At 66.5% G+C, this 17,553-nt stretch carries 15 protein-coding genes; 4 read left to right on the top strand and 11 right to left on the bottom strand.

Annotated elements, in window-relative coordinates:
- The first annotated feature begins 63 nt into the window (after positions 1–63).
- Positions 64–678, top strand: coding sequence for a glutathione S-transferase family protein (locus tag ASF00_RS02280; protein WP_055873536.1), 615 nt, complete (start codon positions 64–66; stop codon positions 676–678).
- 936 nt (positions 679–1,614) lie between these two features.
- On the opposite strand, the gene ASF00_RS02275 is transcribed toward ASF00_RS02280, so the two are convergent.
- The 3 genes from ASF00_RS02275 to ASF00_RS02265 all read right to left on the bottom strand — a co-directional run bounded on the left by ASF00_RS02275 (position 1,615) and on the right by ASF00_RS02265 (position 4,640).
- Positions 1,615–2,139, bottom strand: coding sequence for a thioredoxin family protein (locus ASF00_RS02275; RefSeq protein WP_055875257.1), 525 nt, complete (start codon positions 2,137–2,139; stop codon positions 1,615–1,617).
- Positions 2,139–3,782, bottom strand: coding sequence for a DEAD/DEAH box helicase (locus ASF00_RS02270; protein ID WP_055873533.1), 1,644 nt, complete (start codon positions 3,780–3,782; stop codon positions 2,139–2,141). Before ASF00_RS02270 ends, ASF00_RS02275 begins: the two co-directional genes overlap by 1 nt.
- A gap of 390 nt (positions 3,783–4,172) precedes the next feature.
- Complete coding sequence (locus ASF00_RS02265; protein ID WP_055873530.1) at positions 4,173–4,640, bottom strand: hypothetical protein; 468 nt, start codon at positions 4,638–4,640, stop codon at positions 4,173–4,175.
- A gap of 107 nt (positions 4,641–4,747) precedes the next feature.
- Here ASF00_RS02265 and ASF00_RS02260 point away from each other — a divergent pair, with 107 nt between their 5' ends.
- The 3 genes from ASF00_RS02260 to ASF00_RS02250 all read left to right on the top strand — a co-directional run bounded on the left by ASF00_RS02260 (position 4,748) and on the right by ASF00_RS02250 (position 7,607).
- On the top strand, positions 4,748–6,175 hold the full coding sequence (locus tag ASF00_RS02260; RefSeq protein WP_055873527.1) for an FAD-binding oxidoreductase: 1,428 nt from the start codon (positions 4,748–4,750) through the stop codon (positions 6,173–6,175).
- A gap of 61 nt (positions 6,176–6,236) precedes the next feature.
- Positions 6,237–7,022 carry a SapC family protein gene (locus ASF00_RS02255; protein WP_055873524.1) on the top strand — a complete coding sequence of 262 codons (786 nt, stop codon included), beginning with the start codon at positions 6,237–6,239 and terminating at the stop codon, positions 7,020–7,022.
- A 9-nt stretch (positions 7,023–7,031) separates the two neighbouring features.
- On the top strand, positions 7,032–7,607 hold the full coding sequence (locus ASF00_RS02250) for a cytochrome b (RefSeq protein ID WP_055873522.1): 576 nt from the start codon (positions 7,032–7,034) through the stop codon (positions 7,605–7,607).
- A 372-nt stretch (positions 7,608–7,979) separates the two neighbouring features.
- On the opposite strand, the gene ASF00_RS02245 is transcribed toward ASF00_RS02250, so the two are convergent.
- The 8 genes from ASF00_RS02245 to ASF00_RS02210 form a co-directional block, all read right to left on the bottom strand.
- The gene (locus ASF00_RS02245) at positions 7,980–9,050 is read right to left on the bottom strand and encodes an AI-2E family transporter (RefSeq protein WP_055873519.1); all 1,071 of its coding nucleotides are present in this window, start codon (positions 9,048–9,050) and stop codon (positions 7,980–7,982) included.
- A gap of 96 nt (positions 9,051–9,146) precedes the next feature.
- The gene (locus ASF00_RS02240; RefSeq protein WP_055873516.1) at positions 9,147–9,431 is read right to left on the bottom strand and encodes a hypothetical protein; all 285 of its coding nucleotides are present in this window, start codon (positions 9,429–9,431) and stop codon (positions 9,147–9,149) included.
- 81 nt (positions 9,432–9,512) lie between these two features.
- Positions 9,513–10,778, bottom strand: a complete 1,266-nt coding sequence (locus tag ASF00_RS02235) for a multidrug effflux MFS transporter (protein ID WP_235525565.1) — start codon at positions 10,776–10,778, stop codon at positions 9,513–9,515.
- Positions 10,779–10,890: 112 nt separating this feature from the next.
- Positions 10,891–11,163 (bottom strand): hypothetical protein, encoded by a 273-nt coding sequence (locus tag ASF00_RS02230; protein WP_055873510.1) that lies wholly within the window; start codon positions 11,161–11,163, stop codon positions 10,891–10,893.
- A 25-nt stretch (positions 11,164–11,188) separates the two neighbouring features.
- A complete protein-coding gene (locus tag ASF00_RS02225; protein WP_055873508.1) occupies positions 11,189–12,238 on the bottom strand; it encodes a glycosyltransferase family 61 protein in 1,050 nt (349 codons plus the stop codon).
- Between the two features lie 182 nt (positions 12,239–12,420).
- Positions 12,421–15,483, bottom strand: a complete 3,063-nt coding sequence (locus ASF00_RS02220) for a glycosyltransferase (protein WP_055873504.1) — start codon at positions 15,481–15,483, stop codon at positions 12,421–12,423.
- A gap of 126 nt (positions 15,484–15,609) precedes the next feature.
- The gene (locus ASF00_RS02215; protein WP_055873502.1) at positions 15,610–16,767 is read right to left on the bottom strand and encodes a polysaccharide biosynthesis/export family protein; all 1,158 of its coding nucleotides are present in this window, start codon (positions 16,765–16,767) and stop codon (positions 15,610–15,612) included.
- Between the two features lie 94 nt (positions 16,768–16,861).
- The gene (locus ASF00_RS02210; protein WP_055873498.1) at positions 16,862–17,533 is read right to left on the bottom strand and encodes an ABC transporter ATP-binding protein; all 672 of its coding nucleotides are present in this window, start codon (positions 17,531–17,533) and stop codon (positions 16,862–16,864) included.
- Between the last annotated feature and the right edge of the window lie 20 nt (positions 17,534–17,553).

Genomic DNA, 17,553 nt, shown 5'->3' with positions numbered 1-17,553 from the left:
GCTCTTGACGACGCCATCCCTCCATGAGACCATCGTTCACGATCCGTTCTCAAGGAGAGTCGCATGACGCTGACCCTGTACACCAACCCGATGTCGCGAGGCCGGATCGCGCGGTGGATGCTCGAAGAGGTCGAGGAGGAGTATGAAACGGTCATCCTCGACTACGACACGACGATGAAGGCCGAGCCGTATCTGTCGATCAACCCGATGGCCAAGGTTCCGGCGATCGTCCACAATCACAAGACCGTGACCGAATGCGCCGCGATCTGCGCGTATCTCGCCGAGGCATTCCCCGACGCCGAGCTCGCGCCCCGCGACGAGGAACGCGCCGATTATTATCGCTGGCTGTTCTACGCCGCCGGCCCGGTCGAGGCCGCGACCGGCAACCGCGCGCTCGGCGTCGTGCCCGATGCCGCGCAACAACGCATGATCGGCTATGGTAGCTTCGAGCGTGTGATCGACGTGCTCGAACAGGCGGTCGTCGCACATCCCTACATCGCCGGCGCGCGGTTCACCGCCGCCGACGTCTATGTCGGATCGCAGGTGATCTGGGGCATGCAGTTCGGCTGGCTCCCGAAGCGCGACGCGTTCGTGGCCTACGCCGCGCGCCTGACGAACCGCGCCGCCTATCTGCGCGCCGCCGCCTTGGACGACGCAGCAATGGCTACAGCCGCGTAGGACGCAGGGGCAGCGTTTGTCGAGGGAGTGGCCACAGCCCGGACGATCACGCGGGCGGCGCCGCCACGCCGGCACCACCCAACGCCGTCATCCTGACGAACGTCAGGACCCAGAGCCACGGACGCTGGCGATTGGTACCTTAGGTCCTGACGTTCGTGAGGATGACGGAAGATTGGGTGTAGCGCGCCGGATCTACCGGCCATCAGTCGACGCTAACAGCACGCGTGCAACGCCGCTCAAGTAAACATATCCAGTCGGTCGAGCAGCCAACGGCGGCCACGACGCCAGCCCCAGCCAACCCCGTCATCCTGACGAACGTCAGGACCCAGAGCCACGGACGCTGCGATTGGTATCCTGGGTCCTGACGTTCGTCAGGATGACGGAAGGTTGGGGATGGCGCGCCGGATGTACCGACCATCAATCGACGCTAAGAGCACGAGTGCAACCCGGCCCGAGTAAACCACCCAGTCGGTCGATCCCCCGATCGACGACCGCTACGCCAACCCCAACACCCCCGTCATCCTGACGAAAGTCACGACCCAGAGCCACACGCGCTGGCGGTCGGTATCCTGGGTCCTGAGGTTCGTCAGGATGACGAAAGGTTGGGCGCGCCGCGCCGGATGTACCGACCATCAGTCGACGCTAAAAATACGAGTGCAACGCGACCCAAGAAAACCACCCAGCCGGTCGAGCACCCGATCGACGGCCGCTACGCCAGCCCCAACACCCCCGTCATTCTGAAAAGAGCAGGATCCAGAGCCCCGCGCGCTGGCGGTTGCTACCTTGGATCCTGACTTTCGTCGCGACGACGGCAAGTCGGGCATCGAAGTCGAACGCATCGACTATCACTGACTCAGGCAGCAGCCCGGCAATCCCGCTCAAATACACGTGAAGAGCCGGCCCAAAGCCAGCCCCGCACCCGTCAGCAAACCCCGATCAGGCCGCCCATTTCGCCAGCCAGTCGGCCAGCGCTTGCGGTCCCATCGAGCGCGCATCCGCCAGCTCGGTCTCGTGCCCCGCGTTCAGCAACCGGTTGCTGCGCGGATCGACCACGAGCACGGCGGGAACGCCCTTCAGCCGCCCCTTGACGCCGTAGCGTGCCGCGACCTGCCCGTTCTTGTCGAACCGGCCGATATCGACCGTGACGACGACGAACTTGCTGTCGACGAACCGCTTCATCTCGGGAAGGTCGATCGTCCCCGCGAGCAGCCGGCAATCGAGGCACCAGTTGCCGCCGAGATCGATCAGCAGCCGCTTGTGCGACCGCACCGCGCGCGCCCGTGCCGCCGCGACCTGCGCGTCGGCATTCGCCTTCTCGTCATAGGGCAGCGGCAGCGGCATCGGCAGCCGGTCGAAGCTCGTCGTGCTGATCCGCGGTGCCGAGACCGCACCGCGCGGCGCGGCAGGCGCTGCAACGGCGGTGGCGAGCAGCGCGAGCGTGGCAAGACGCTTGATCGACATCATTCATATCCTCCGATGACGGCATTGAGGAAGCTCGGGAACGGCCCGTTCCAGCGGTCATCGGCCGCCGGGTTGACCGGCTCGCGACGACCACGGTTCGCTTCCCCCTGCGGCGCACGGACGGGTTCGGCCCGTGGCGCGTCCTGCGGGGCGGCCTTGGAGCGTACCGGCTCGGCGGGCACCGTCACAAAGCGCGGCGTCGCGACCGGAGCGGGGGCGGGGGCAGGGGCGGGCGCGGGTGCGACTCGAACCGGCTCCATCGGAATCGCGACGGGCGCGGCCACGGCACGCGCGGGCACGATCGCCGCGACCGGCTCGTCGATCGGCGTACGCTGCCACCGCGAGCGTTTCACCTCCGGCACGGGCACGGCCGCAACCGGCTCGGCGGCGGCGGCCAGCACCTCGGCGACGATCGCCGGCGCGACCGTATCCGCGCGCGGGGCACGACGGTGCCGCGACCGCTCGCGACGCGGCGCCTGCACGTCGTCCTCGACGACGGGCGCGGGCGCGGCGGTCTTGGGCTCGCCGCCCATGCTCAGCCGCTCGATCGTCTGGCCCGTCAGCTTCTCGATGTTCTGGATGTTCTCCGCATCGTCGGGCGCGACGAACGTGTATGCGGTGCCGCTGGCCCCGGCGCGGCCGGTGCGGCCGATCCGGTGGACGTAATCGTCGGGATGCCACGGCGCGTCATAGTTGAAGACCGTCGACACGCCCTTGATGTCGAGCCCGCGCGCCGCGACGTCCGATGCGACGAGGATCGTCACTGCGCCCGTCTTGAACAGCTCGAGCTCGGCGAGACGCTGCGGCTGTTCCATGTCGCCATGGATCTCACCCGACTTGTAGCCCGCCTGCTTCAGCACCTTGTTCAGGTCGCGCACCGTCGTCTTGCGGTTGCAGAAGATGATCGCGTTGGTGACCTCTTCCTGCGCAAGGATGCGGCGCAGCGTCTCGCGCTTGGCGGTCTGGCTCGGCACCGGCACCAGATACTGCTTGATGTTGAGGTTGGTCGACGCCGGGCGCGAGACCTCGATCGTCTTGGGATTGGTCAGGAACTTGTCCGCCAGCTTCTTGATCGGCGGCGGCATCGTTGCCGAGAACAGCAGCGTCTGGCGCTGTTTCGGCAGCTTGGTGCAGATTTCCTCGATGTCGGGGATGAAGCCCATATCGAGCATCCGGTCCGCCTCGTCGATTACCAGCATCGAACAGCCGTTGAGCATGATCTTGCCGCGCCCGAACAGGTCCATCAGCCGGCCCGGCGTCGCGATCAGCACGTCGACACCCTTCTCGAGCGCCGCGAGCTGGTCGCCCATCGACACGCCGCCGATCAGCAACGCCATCGAGAGGTTGGAATTCACGCCGTATTTTTCGAAATTCTCCGCCACCTGCGCGGCGAGTTCGCGCGTCGGCTCGAGGATCAGGCTGCGCGGCATCCGCGCGCGGCTGCGGCCATGCGCCAGGATGTCGATCATCGGCAGCACGAACGACGCGGTCTTGCCGGTGCCCGTCTGAGCGATGCCGATGATGTCGCGCATCATCAGCACGGACGGGATCGCACCCGCCTGGATCGGGGTCGGCTCGGTATAGCCGGAGTCGGTGACTGCCTTTAGCAGTTCGTCGGAGAGGCCGAGATCGGCAAAACTCATGCAAATGTCCGGTAAATGGAGGGTGAAATGCACTGCCCTCAAGCGTTCCGGCGCTCGCTGATTTGTCGACAAATGTCAAGGAAACGTCGGTGGATTGCGACTGACGCGGATATCGCGGCACCGTCCCGCGGCGCCGCCATTCCCGATGATGGCCGGTCCCGATGATGGCCAGCCCCTATGATGGTCGGTCCATCCCCTCGCCGCGACGAAGCCCCGTCATCCTAACGAAACGCCGTTATCCTGACGAAAGTCAGGATTTAGCGCCGCGCACCTCCAGCTTTGGTTACCCCGGATCCTGACTTTCGACGGGCTGACGGAGCGAAGACGGGGAGTGCAGGGGGCTGTGCTGCTGCCAATGCTGCAGGCTATCGTTCTCCGATGTGCCCCGCGTTATTTCTTTGGCCGCAAGCTCTTGAATCCGTCGATCTCGCAGCGCGCGCCGGATCGCATCCGGATCGCATCGCGATCCTTGCAGATCAGACCGTCGGGCCCCGGCCTCAGATAGAATCCCGAATAATAATCGAGCGGCTTGCAGTCGCCGTCGAGCCGCGCGCGCAAGCGCGTCTGGTCGTCCATGACCAGATCGACCGCGCCTTCCTTGTTCAGCATGGCGCCGGCGATCTCTGCGACCGCGATGCATTTCGGGCCCTTATGCTCCTTCCATTCCCGCGGCGGCGCATAGGTGCGCGCGGGCATCCGGCTCATCCGCGGCACGCGGATGATGACGCGTTCGTGGATCGAAAGCTGCGTGATCTGCACCCCCGCCAGCGAGCCGGCAGGGGGCGGCACGTCGCGCATCGCCGCGGCGAACGGTCCCGCAAGGGCGAGCAGGGTGGCGGGAATCGCAGGATGGATCATGTTGACGTAACCGTTAGGGCCAATCGTTGAACGCGCGATGAATTTTGTCTAGCACTTCGACCGTGCCGCAAAATCAGACAGCAACCCTGACATCTTCGCAAGCCGCGATGCTGGCCGCACTCGCGCCGCTGCTCGACGCCAAGGCGATCGTCACCGACCCCGCGGCCATTGATCCCTGGCTGCACGACTGGCGCGGCCGGTTCCACGGCGCGGCACCCGCGATGCTCGCGCCCGGCTCGACCACGGAGGTCGCGCTGATCGTCAAGGCGGCCACCGCGCACCGCGTGCCGCTCGTCGCGCAGGGCGGCAACACCTCGATGGTCGGCGGTGCGACCGCGCCCGCGGATGGCCACGCGCTGATCCTGTCGCTGCGCCGGATGAACCGCATCCGCCGCCTCGATGCCGACGCCGGGCTCGCGATCGCCGAGGCGGGCGTCATCCTCGCCGACCTCGATGGCGCGGCGCAGGGGCAGGGGTGGCGCTTCCCGCTGACGCTCGGCGCGCGCGGGACCGCGACGATCGGCGGGCTCGTCTCGACCAACGCAGGCGGTACGCAGGTCCTCAAGTTCGGCACGATGCGCGGGCTGGTCGCGGGCGTCGAGGCGGTGCTGGCCGATGGCAGCATCCATGACGGCCTGTCCGCGCTCAAGAAGGACAATCGCGGCTACGACCTCGACCAGCTGTTCATCGGCGCGGAGGGCACGCTCGCGATCGTGACCGCCGCCACGCTCCGGCTCGCGCCCGCGATAGCCGCACGCGGCACCGCCTGGGTCGGCATCGACTCCCCGCAGGCGGCGCTGCGGCTTTTGCGCAGGATGCAGGCGCGGACTGACGCGATCGAGAGCTTCGAGATCCTCCCCGCCGAATCGCTCGACGCAGCGATCGCGCACCTCCCCGACGCGCGCGCGCCGCTCGCCGGCTGGCATCCGTGGCATCTGCTGATCGAGGCGACGTCGCCGACCACCGCGGGCGAATCCCCGTCCGCGTTGCTCGAACGGCTGCTCGGCGACGCGCTCGCCGATGGCGGGCTCGCGGATGCGACGATCGCCGCGAGCGAGGCCCAGTCCGCGGCGTTCTGGCTGCTGCGCGATTCGCTGTCCGCGGCCGAGCGCGCGCTGGGCCCCGCGACGCAGCACGACATCTCGATCCCCGTCGAGACGATGCCGGACTTCATGATCGAGGCGGCGGCGGCGTGCGATGCGCGCTTCCCCGGCACGCATGCGAGCGGGTTCGGGCATCTCGGCGACGGCAACGTCCATTTCCACGTCCGCGCCGCGCCCGGCACCGACCCCGCGCGCTGGTATGCCGAGGATGCGCCGGTCGTCACCCGCTTCGTCGGCGATCTCGTGACCGCGGCGGGCGGGTCGATCTCCGCCGAGCACGGCATCGGCCAGATGAAGCGCGACGAGCTCGAACGGCTGTCGTCGCCCGCCCGGATGACCGCGCTCCGTGCGATCAAGGCCGCGCTCGATCCGCTCGGCATCCTCAACCCGGGCAAGCTCGTCACACTTGCACGCCCGCCCGGCGCACCATAGAGCCTCGCCCCAATCGGTGGCACCAGCCACCGGCGTTTGAACGACCGATCCGGAGAGTAACATGGCCAGCACCGCGCAGCTTCCGCTTTTCTATAATGGCCTCGAGCCGCTCTCGAGCGATACGCACGCCAACTACAAGGTCCGTCCGCAGGACAGCGCGCCGTTCCTGGTCGGCCAGCACGCGATCCCGATCACCGTCGACGAGTTTCCGCTGGTCCAGCGCCACATGCCGATCGTCTTCTCGACCGGTGACGACGCGATCCCGCTCGCGCTGATGGGCCTGAACGAGGGCGTCAACGTGTTCGTCGGCGACGACGGCAAGCTGACCGAGACCACCTTTTACGTCCCCGCCTATGTCCGTCGCTACCCGTATATGCTCGCGCGCCTGCACCCCGATGCGCAGGAGCTGTCGCTCTGCTTTGATCCGACCTCGCCGACGCTCGGTGAGTTCGAGGACGGCGATGCACTGTTCGAGAACGGCCAGCCGACCGAGCTGACCAAGAACATCCTCGGCTTCAATGAATCGTTCGAGCAGGCCGGCGCGCGCACGCAGAACTTCATGAACGAGCTGCGCGAGCTCGAGCTGCTGATGGACGGCGAAGTCACGATCCAGCCCGACGGCGCCGAGCAGCCGTTCGTCTATCGCGGCTTCCAGATGATCAACGAAGAGAAGCTGGTCGACCTGCGCGGCGATGCGCTGCGCAAGATGAGCAAGTCGGGCATGCTCCCGCTGCTCTACGCGCACCTGTTCTCGCTGTCGCTGATGCGCGATATCTTCGCGCGCCAGGCACAGCTTGGCCAGACCCCGCAGCCGCAGATGGCCGCACCCACGCCGTTCAACGTCTGAGGACTGGCCATGGCAGCGCAGGATCGTTCGGACCGGTCTTCGCCGGAACGCTATTCGAGGGTGGCGATCTGGCTCCATTGGACGATCGCGCTGCTGGTCATCGTCAACCTTGCGGTCGGGCTGTTACACGAGTCCGTGCCGGCTTTGCGTGCCTGGATGGGCGCGCACAAGGCACTCGGGATGCTCGTGCTCGTCCTGAGCCTCGCGCGGCTCGCCTGGCGGGTCGCGCATCGCCCGCCGCCGCTGCCAGCGCCGATGCCTGCGTGGAAAAAGGGGATCGCGCACCTCGCTCACGCTGTCCTTTACGGCATGATGATCGGCATGCCGCTGACCGGATGGCTGATGGTGTCCGGCGCGGGCAGGCGCGGTCCGTTCAATTGGTTCGGCCTGTTCGACATTCCGTATCTGCCGGTGTCGACCGTGACCGGGCGCTTCGGTCACGAGGCGCATGAGATTGTCGGCTGGATGATGCTCGCGCTGATCGTTGCCCATAGCGCCGCGGCGTTGCGCCATCACCTGGTGCTGCGCGACGAGATCCTGGCACGGATGGCCCCGGCCTTGTCGCGGACGAAACCGCGGGTTTGAAAAAAATCTGCGGTGCGGCGCAACAAGGGTTGAACCAAATCGGGGCTCACCCATTTAGATCCTGTACGGCATCGTGTCCCCCCCTTTCGCGGCGCCGTACGGTACGCTTCTAGCGTACCTCCTCCCTGAACCTAGGCCACTCCGTGCTACGCACGGGGTGGTTTTTTTTGCGTGATTGCAATCGAGCGAAGGCGCGCGCCGCGCGTTCGGCAACGGCGCGAGTGGATAGGGCGCGAGTGGAGAGGGCGCAGGAATTGTACTGAGGGCGGGTTCCGTCGGGCCGCGCCCGTCACCGCGCTTGGGCGGGCAATGACACACCGCCTTGTCGATTAGCTTGTTGGAACGCCGGGGCCATGCTCCGGCGCGCGCTGGTCAGGCCTCCGGCGCCGCCTCGCCCAGTCGCTGTTCGGTCAAGATCTGCCAGCCCGCCAGGAACAGCGCGGCGACCAGCGGTCCGACGACGATGCCGCTCAAGCCGCAGACCTCGATACCACCCAGCGTGCTCACCAGGACGATGTAATCGGGGATGCCCGTGTCGCGCCCGACGAGGATCGGCCGCAGGATATTGTCGGCAAGCCCGATCACGACGATGCCCGAGACGATCACCGCGATCCCCTGCCAGATGGCCCCGGTCGCGAGCAGATAGACCGCCACGGGCACCCACACGATCGCCGGTCCCAGCGCGGGCAGCAGCGACGTCAGCGCCATCAACAGGCCCCACAGCAGCGCCGCGGGGACGCCGACGAGCCAGAAGGTCAGCGCGCCGAGCCCGCCCTGAACGAGCCCGACGATGACCGAGCCCTTGATCGTTGCGCGAACCACCGCGACGAACTTGCCGACCAGCCGCTCGGTTACCGAGCGTTCGAGCGGCAGGCTGCGGCAGATCGCCGGTCCGATCCGATCGCCGTCGCGGAGCAGAAAGAACGTCACGTACAGCGCGATCCCGAACGCGAGCAGGAAACCGGCCGCGTTGCGACCGATCGACAAGGCCTGCCCGGCGATCGTCCGGACGCTGTTACCCAGAGCGTCGGATACGCGCGCCTGCAGCCGCTCAAAGCTGTTGAGCCCGGACTTGTCGACTAGATTCTGGAGGCGCTCGGGCAGGGCGTCATGGATCTGCTGGAAATAGGCGGAGAAGTTGATCTGCCCGCCCTGCATGCTGGTGTAGACGGAGGTCGCCTGGTCGATCATCATGCTGGCGATCAAGAGTGTCGGCACGACGACGGCGACGAAGATGATCAGCATCGCCAGCGACGCGGCGAGGTTGCGGCGGTCTGGGTTGCGCGCGAGCAGCCATTGGTACAGCGGCTGGAACAGGATCGCCGCGAGCGCGCTCCACAACAAGGCGGCGGCGAATGTCGACACCACGATGCCCAGTGCGATCGTGATGATCGTCAGAAAGACGAGGAATCCCCCCGTCTCGATCCGGCCCCGGTTTACCATGTCGCCTTACCCTGTTCGTCCGACCCGGCTAAATGTCCGGTGCCAGCGTCTCAATTCATTCGAAAAATCCCCCCGGATGCACCGGGGGGATCATAATCAGCGCAGCTTCTCAGAACCGTTGATCAGCGCGGCCTTCTGGTCTGCGGGCATCGCCTGCGCGTTGACGTCGGCGTCGTCGATCGCATCCGCCTGCTGGTCGCCGCTCGTGCGGACGGCCTCGGCCTGGTCCTCGAGATTGTCGGCGGCGGCCTCCAGCGCGTCGGCGCGGTTGTCGGCTGCTGCCTCGACATTGCTGCCGAGCTTGTCGTCACCCTTGCCGCCGCAGGCTGCGAGCGAAATGGTGAGAGCGGCCATCATAACCGCGGCGGTGAGCTTCTTCATGATCGAATTATCCTGTTGGTGTGGTGACGACGCAAACCGTCACGGTGACGTAACGGTTCCCGACGCCACGATCGTTCTGTTTTAGTGTGATCTTTTTGCAATAGGCGAGCGCGGCGCCGCGTTGCGCGCCTGAAACCAGAAGCCGCCTTCGACCAGATAGACGCACCCCAGCGCGCCGAGGCCGATGCTGAGATAGCCGATCGCGAGCGGGACGGTGGAGCCGTCATACGCCTGGCCGATCAGCGATCCGACCGCCACCGCACCGAGGCTGGTGATGAACCCCTGCACCGACGATGCGGTGCCGGCGATATGCCCGACCGGCTCCATCGCCATCGCCCCGAAATTCGACCCGCACAGGCCGATGCAGGTCATGCTGAGCGCCTGGATCGCGATAAAGGTCCACAACGTCTCGATTCCGCCGGCGATCACCGCGAGGTGCACCAGCGACAACGCGATCAGCGCAAACACCCCGGCCTGCGAGATCAGCCGCGTGCCCAGTCGCTCGACCAGCCGGCTGTTGGCGAACGATGCGCAGCCCATGGCGAAGGCGCAGACCGCGAACAGCACCGTGAACCGATCGCCCGCGCCGAACTGCTCGCCGAAGACCTGCTGTGCCAGCGATACGAACGCGAGGATTCCGCCGAACGTCAGCGACGCGGCGACCGCATAGCCGATCGAACTGCGATTGGTGAGCGTCAGGCGATACGCGCTGCGCAGCGACCCCAGCGAGAGCGCGGTCCGTCGCTCGACCGCGAGCGTCTCGGACAAGCGTATCGCCGCCCATGCCAGCACGAACGCGGCGAACCCGGCCAGGGCGTAGAAGATGAATCGCCAAGGGCCGAACGCGAGCAGCACCTGCCCCAGGCTGGGGGCGAGGATCGGTACCAGGAAGAAGATCATCTGCGCGATCGACAGCGTCTTTGCCATCTGTCGACCGGAAAACCGGTCGCGGACGATCGCGACGGCCAGGACGCGGGTCGATGCCGACATCAGCCCCTGCAGGATCCTGGCGCAGATGAGCGCGGTGAAGGTCGCCGAACTCGCGGCGAAGATGCTCGCGCCGACGAACCCGGCCAGCGTCGCGAGCAGGATCGGGCGGCGGCCATAACGGTCGGCGAGCGGCCCGTAGACCAGCTGGCCGATCCCGAAGCCGAACATGTACGCGGAAATGATCCACTGTCGCGAATTGGCGGTCGCGGCTTGCAGCTCGGCGCCGATCGCGGGCAGCGCGGGAAGCATCAGGTCGACCCCGAGCGCATTCACCGCCATCATCGCGGCGATGAAGACGATGAATTCGCGGCGGCCCAAGCCGGCCTGGGCAGTTGCATGGGGAGTCGGGTGCATCATCGCTTGCGCCTAGGGGTTTATGCCGCACCGCACCATGCCAGATCGCAGCGCGAGCTAACTCCGCCGAGACGAGGAGGATCGCATCGACGCGGCGGCGGGCGATCGGCTCGCCTCACCCCGCGATAGGCGTCTCGGTCCGCTCGACCGCGACGATATCGACATGGTGGCTTTTCCAGCCCCGCGTCGCCGCTGCCTCGACGGCAAGATTCTGGGTCTTCTTGGCCTCGGCGAGCGATTTGCTGTGCCCCCAGAAGACCTCGGTCTTGCCGCTCGCGAGCACGGCGACGACCCGCCAGTAATGCGTCAGCGCGAGCGCGGTCGGGCCGATCGTCTTGACGTACCCGTCTGGCAGGCGGGCGGTGAGATAGACTTTACGCTTCGCCATGATCGCTCCGCTACAGGCGCCGTGGTCAGTCGAGCTGAGCGAACAGGTCTCGCATGATCTCGACATCGATCGTGAACGCGCGGCGGTCGATCGGACGGGGATCGTTCGCCACCGTCGGGCCGACCGCGGCGAAATAGTCGAGCTGGCGATGATGCGCGAGATTGGCGAACAGCGTGGCATCGCCCTCGCGGCCTTCGGGCGCAATCTCGATAAACGCGCTGCCCGGGTGCATGAAGACCGCATTGGCCAGCCCCGCGCCGAGCGGACCCGCAATCGCATCGGCCCCCGAAAACAGTTCGACCTGCTCGCGAAAGCTGAGATATTGCGGTTCGATCGGCTCGAAGCCGTGCTCGGCGGCGATCGCCATGACGGCAGCCTCGTTGGTCAGCTTGCGCGAGGACGCCGTGCCGCGGCTGATGAAGAAGCGACGGCCCGAGCGAGGTTTCGTCGCATAGCGATCGCGGATATCGTCCGCCATCGCGAAGGCGTGTGCGCTGAACGTATGGATGTTGGCGAGCCCGCGCGCGGGCATCAGCAATCGCTCGCACCGGGTGATGCTGTCACCCTGCGTGGCGATCCGGCCGATCGGCGGCAGCGCGTTGAGCATCGGATCCATCCACGGCCGCAGCGGTGGCAGCCAGATCGTCGCATCCGCGGCGAGCCCCTGACGTTGCGCCAGCCAGAGCCGCGGCAATGCCTCGAGCAGCCAATGGAAATAATTGAGGTTGGTCTGGATGCCGACGACCAGATGCGTGCCCGGGCGTTCGGCGCTCTCGGGAAGATCGCTCGAGAAGACACGATCGGGATGCTCCTCGAACCCGTACCGCGCCAACGATCCGAACGCACGGAAGCTGTCGCTGAGGATGCGATTGTCCTGATCGGCGACCAGAAACCCCTCGGTCAGGATCGCGCCATGCGGGAGGGCTACCAGGAATGACGGCGCCAAGCGGGTCGTGCCGGTCGCCCCGGATCGTACGTCATGTTCGCGCGGTGTATCGACGACCCTTGGATCGACCGCGAAGAATACCGGCGCCTGTCGCGCGATCGGTGCATCACCCGGCAGGATAACCTGCACCGCCGCTCCGGTCGCAGAGGACACATCATCCGTTGCCGGGATGCCGTTGCGATGGAACAATCGGTACAGGGTATGAGTGTCGGGTAGAGGCGCCGTAATCTTCGGTTCCTTGTAAATAATCGGTCTTACCCCGTGCCTAGTGGTGTCGTCCAATCCCAAAAAAGCGGCCCGTCGCCGCTCGTTCAGGCGTTGGTCGTGGCGATTGCATCGTCTACATCGTCGCTGATCGTATGTTCGCGATCGGCGAAGGTCAGGCGGTTGCGGTTCACGCGTCCGTACAAGGCGACGTAGCGATCGGCCATCGCGCGCGTGTCGTAGTGCCGACCGACCTCGTCCTGCCAGCGCTGCGTCGCCGCGCCTGCCGCATCGATCGCCTCGGGCAAACCGGCAAGGTGCGCGAGCCACTGCGCGAGATCGGTGGCCGGAATACGGACGTCATGCAGCCACCCCGCGCCCGACTCGCGAATCCGGTCGCCGACCGCGCCGACGTCGAAGCCGACCACCGGCAGCCCCGCCGCCCAGAGTTCGGTCAGCGTATGGCAATAGGTTTCTGCCCAGATCGAGAAGATCGCCCCGACATGCGGCGCGATCTCGGCGACGCGGTCGGCGAACGCGTCGCGCTGATACCGGCCATGCAGGACGAGTCCCGGTCGCGCGGTCATGTGGCCCGAATCGCCGAGCACGTGAAACTCGAAACGACGGCCGGCATCGATGTCCGCGGCCGCCTCGATCAGCGCCGCGCCTTTCGCGGCGGATATGTTGCCGGGCACCAGGATCCTCAGCGGGGCGCCCGGTTCGCGCGTGGCGGCGGTGGCGAAGCCGGTGAAGGTGCGACCATGCGGGATGATCTCGAACGGGCGGTCCGCCAGGGCGGGCAGTGCGTCGAGGATGATCGTCCGCGCGGTCGGACTGGTCGTCACATAGGCATCGCACTGCGTCAGCGCCGCGGTCATCATCGCGCGCCAGCGATGGACGAACTCGTGCTTGAGGTGCGGGAACGCATCGCTCGGCCATAGTTCGGGGCGGCACCGGCCTGGTCCCGGCGTGCACCGCCCGCCGCAGAATACCATGTCCTGATCGAGCAGCTTGACGGTCGGGCAGACGGTATAGAAATCGTGGAACGAGAAGATCGTCGGAATGCCCAGCCGGCGGCAGGTTTCGATCAGCGTGGTGCTGTGCCAGGCGATATGCCGGATATGGACGATCTCGATCGCGTGCCGGGTGAGCATGTCGGCGACGACCATGTCGTATTCGCTCGATCGGTGGACGAGCGGATCCAGCCCGCGGTGCAGCTCCGCGGTTTCGACGGGCACGAGCGTGCCGTCCTGCAGGCGCGACATCTCGACCTGCACCGTGTCGCAGCGTAGCAGCCACGGGTCGAACCGGTCCGACACCGCGCTCATCAAATCCTGGTTGGTCTGCGGGGTGCCGCCCGATTGCGTTGCGATGACGTACAGGATGCGCGCACGCGGCGGCGCCGGCGTCGCGCCGACCGCGCGGCGGATCCGCCACCGCATCGCGAGCATGTCGCGCCCGCGCGTGAACACACCGATCCGCGCCTTGTATTCGGGGTAGCGGTCATCGATCACCGCGCGTCCCGCCGCGTACAGCGCCGCCTTGGTCTCGCCGAAGCTGGCCGATCCCTCGTGATGGACGAAGGTCCGGTCGTCGATCACGTTGCGCAGCCCGGCATGATCGGCGCGCATCGAAAAGTCGTTTTCCTCGCCGTATCCGCGCGGAAATGCGGCGTCGTCGAGCGCGCCGATGCGGTCGATCGCATCACGGCGGATATACATGCAGAAGCCGTTCCCGGTCGGCACCTCGGGACGCAGCGTCATGGCCGCCTGCCGCACCAGCCGGCCCATGTCGTCGAACGAAAGCTCCGCTGGAACCGGATTGGGAACGCCCGGCTCGGGCACCGAAAACGCTCCGGCATTGTCCGAGACCGCCGTGGCGGAGGCGATCGTGCGACCGCTATACGCGGCCAGCCGCAGACCCTGCAGCCAGCCGGGCGTGACCTGCGTGTCCGAATTGAGCAGGACCACGTCGTCGCTGCCCGCCAGTGCGATCGCGCGATTGACGGTGCGCGTGAAGCCCAGGTTTTCGGAATTGCGATGCACCGCGACGTTCGGCATTTGCGCGGCGGCGTCCAAGATCGCGTCGATCGCGCGATCGGTGCTGCAATCGTCGATCAGGATCAGCCGGCACGGTAGGTCGGTGCCGCGGCGCAGCGCGTCGATACAGGCCGCGGTATCGCGCGCCGCATTGTACACCGGCACGATGATCGTCACGCCGCGCTCGGCAACGTCGGGCAGGATGTCGAGCGCGACCGACGGCAATGCCGCGCGCCGGTCGGGGATCGGCATGTCGATCGCGCCGCGAATCGGTGCGGACTGACCGCTTGCATGAACCGCGACGCGCGCGCTCGTTCCGCCGGTCATGCTGACTGTCGGCATCTCGAAGCGAAACCCGCCGCCGGAAGCGACGATACCCTTGGCGAGCAGGTCGGCGCGATGGCGGTTGGCGATCGTGGTGGCATAGCGGATGCCGTCGATCCGTAGTTCGATCGGCAGCATGCCGTCGGAGCGGTTGACGTCGGCCGCCCAGCCCCGCGCCTCGCTGGCCGAGACGCGTTCGAGCTTGCCCTGGACCAGTTGCGTGCGGATGATCGTCTTGTCGTCGACGATGACCGCGCCGGCGCGCAGCACGATCATGTCGGGCCCCAGCGGCGCATCGGCCGACGGCGTGGCGCGCGCGCGCAGATCGCGCAGCGAGACGCGAAAGCCGTATTCGGGTTCGGCCCCGGGCAGGATGCCGGCCAGGTCGGGGCGGTGGATCGAGGGCATGATGGTCGCGCTCAGCACGCCGTCGAACTGGAGCGTCACCGGCATCCCCACCGAAAATACCCAGCCCGCGATCTCGTCCCCGCCGGCCACGTCGATATGACCGAGCGGCGCCATCGTCCGGATCGCATCGCTGGCGATCTCGAGCGGCGTGCCCGCGATCGCGGCGGTGACATGCACGCCGGTCCCGATCGCCACGGGCAGCAGGACGCGGAATGCCCGTGCGTCGATCGCGGCGAGATCGCCACGGTAGGACGAGGCCGCGATCCGGATCAGGGGCTGTGCGACACCATCGAGCGACAGCGTGAGTTCGCCGGACTGGAGCAGCGCGTTGGTCGCCCATCCTTGGACGATTGCGCCATCCCGCATGCATTCCAGTGCTTCGATATAGCCTGCAGTCATAGGTCGTCGTCGCTCCGTCCGTGCGATGTGGACCGGGCGGACGCAGCGCCGACGATCGGTGTCGTCACGGCTCGCACGCCCGATCGTCGGTGTCTCGCGTCGCGCCAAGGCGCATGGTCGCCAATCCTAGCGCGTCAGGCTGCGGCCGATCGCCAGCGGCGTGAAGAGCTGCCCGATGATCTGCGTCATCTTGGCGGGCGCATTGGCGGCGGCGCTCGAGACGTAGATGACGTCCTTGTCCTGCATTTCGACGCGCTGCGACAGGAAATAGCTGTCGGCACGGATCATGTTGAGCCGGTAGATGATCGGCTTGGGCTCGGCACCGAGCGACGTGTCGTAGCGGAACAGATAGACCGCCGCCGGATCCGCAGTGCGCTCGCTCGGGCCACCGATCCGCGCCATCGCTTCGGCCAGCGACAGCGCGCTGGCGCCGAATGCGACCTGCGATACCTTTTCGGTCGCGCCGAACACCAGGAAGGTCCGCGGCCGGTTGAACAGCTCGATCCGGTCGCCCGGCAGCAGCGCGATGTTCTGCGCGCCCGACGCGTCGATTTCGCTCAGCCGCGTCTCGGCGGAGCGCGTCCCGCGCGTGACGCGGACGATCATGTCGTTGGGCTGGTTGGTCGTTCCGCCCGCGCGCGCGATCGCATCGAGCAGCCGTTCGCGCGGCAGGCCCAGCTCGAACCGCCCCGGCGTCCGGATATCGCCCGAGACGTAGAAGACGTTGAACGCATTGGTCTTGACCGACACGACGACCTGCGGACGTTGCGACAGGCCGACCATCCCGCGCTCGATCGTGCGCTCCACCTCGCCGGGCGTCTTGCCGACCACCGAGACCCGGCCGACATAGGGCAATTGCACGTTGCCTGCCGAATCCACCCGGACGGTGAGGTCGGTGCCCGACGCGGAAGGCGTGAAGCTGCTTTGCGCGGTGGCGCCGTTGCCGCGCGAGAACAGCGTCACGCCGACCTCGTAGATGCCGATCGACAGCGTGTCGCCCGGCCCCAACGTGTCGGTGCGGCCGACCTCGTCGAGCGTGGCGAGCGGCGCCGTAGCGATGGCATGCGCAGCAAGACGCGCGGTCGTCGTCGCATCGATGTCGACGATCTGGAAACCGGTGCTGTTGTCCTTGGTTTCGGCCCGCCGGATCTGCGCGCTCGTCGGCCCCGCGGCAGGCAAGGTCGAGCACCCCCCGAGCAGCGCAAGACCAACAGATATCCCGGTCATCCGGCCGAGAAGTTCCGTGTATCGCCGACGCGCATTGTAATTTTCAAACGATGGCATCGATCAATCTTCCAGTAAAGCAGGGGCAGCGGGAGAGCATTGCGCCGTCAATCGTCGCCATCGTTAAATGAGCCCGAAGTCGAACACAATCGAGTCAGCGCGGTGCTGGCGGAAAGCTTTGCAATCTGTGATGGACATCGGCGGCTTCTTGGATCGTATCGTACAATGTGACGACGCCACCGAACACGACCGCCCCGCGCTCGCAGTAGCGGAACAGCGCATGCGTATCGTGCGAGACCATCACCAGCGTGCCCCGCTCGCGCCGGGCGGTAAGTGCTTCTTCGGACTTGACCCTGAAGCGTTCGTCGCCGGCACCGGTTATTTCGTCGACGATGTAGCAGTCAAAGTCTATGGCGAGCGAGACGCCGAAGGCAAGTCGGGCCGACATGCCCGCGGAATATGTGTTGACAGGCTCGTGAAGATAGGAGCCGAGTTGCGCAAAGTCCTGGACGTAGTCGAGCATTTCTTTGGGATCCCGGCCATAGATCCGCGCGATGAAGCGGGCATTGTCGGCACCGGTCAGTCCAGGCTGGAACGCGCTGGAATATCCGATCGGCCAGGACGTCGTCATGGTTCGCCTGATCACGCCAGAGGTCGGGCGCTCGACGCCAGAGATCATCCGCATCAGCGTCGACTTGCCGACCCCGTTGGCACCGCAGACGCCGATGCTGTCGCCACGTTTGATCACCAAGTTCACATCGTTGAGCACAGCATTTTCAAACCCGCGCCCGTGATATTTCTTGTAGACGTTTTCGAAGGCGATCACGGCGTCGAATGCTCCACATG

It is taken from the genome of Sphingomonas sp. Leaf34 (assembly GCF_001421805.1).
GTDB lineage: Bacteria > Pseudomonadota > Alphaproteobacteria > Sphingomonadales > Sphingomonadaceae > Sphingomonas.
This window is presented reverse-complemented; position numbering and strand designations above follow the sequence as displayed.

Bases quoted from the DNA above. Each gene is read 5' to 3' on its own strand.
- ASF00_RS02280 (WP_055873536.1), top strand. From the start codon at position 64: ATGACGCTGACCCTGTACACCAACCCGATGTCGCGAGGCCGGATCGCG.
- ASF00_RS02275 (WP_055875257.1), bottom strand. From the start codon at position 2,139: ATGTCGATCAAGCGTCTTGCCACGCTCGCGCTGCTCGCCACCGCCGTT.
- ASF00_RS02270 (WP_055873533.1), bottom strand. From the start codon at position 3,782: ATGAGTTTTGCCGATCTCGGCCTCTCCGACGAACTGCTAAAGGCAGTC.
- ASF00_RS02265 (WP_055873530.1), bottom strand. From the start codon at position 4,640: ATGATCCATCCTGCGATTCCCGCCACCCTGCTCGCCCTTGCGGGACCG.
- ASF00_RS02260 (WP_055873527.1), top strand. From the start codon at position 4,748: ATGCTGGCCGCACTCGCGCCGCTGCTCGACGCCAAGGCGATCGTCACC.
- ASF00_RS02255 (WP_055873524.1), top strand. From the start codon at position 6,237: ATGGCCAGCACCGCGCAGCTTCCGCTTTTCTATAATGGCCTCGAGCCG.
- ASF00_RS02250 (WP_055873522.1), top strand. From the start codon at position 7,032: ATGGCAGCGCAGGATCGTTCGGACCGGTCTTCGCCGGAACGCTATTCG.
- ASF00_RS02245 (WP_055873519.1), bottom strand. From the start codon at position 9,050: ATGGTAAACCGGGGCCGGATCGAGACGGGGGGATTCCTCGTCTTTCTG.
- ASF00_RS02240 (WP_055873516.1), bottom strand. From the start codon at position 9,431: ATGAAGAAGCTCACCGCCGCGGTTATGATGGCCGCTCTCACCATTTCG.
- ASF00_RS02235 (WP_235525565.1), bottom strand. From the start codon at position 10,778: ATGATGCACCCGACTCCCCATGCAACTGCCCAGGCCGGCTTGGGCCGC.
- ASF00_RS02230 (WP_055873510.1), bottom strand. From the start codon at position 11,163: ATGGCGAAGCGTAAAGTCTATCTCACCGCCCGCCTGCCAGACGGGTAC.
- ASF00_RS02220 (WP_055873504.1), bottom strand. From the start codon at position 15,483: ATGACTGCAGGCTATATCGAAGCACTGGAATGCATGCGGGATGGCGCA.
- ASF00_RS02215 (WP_055873502.1), bottom strand. From the start codon at position 16,767: ATGCCATCGTTTGAAAATTACAATGCGCGTCGGCGATACACGGAACTT.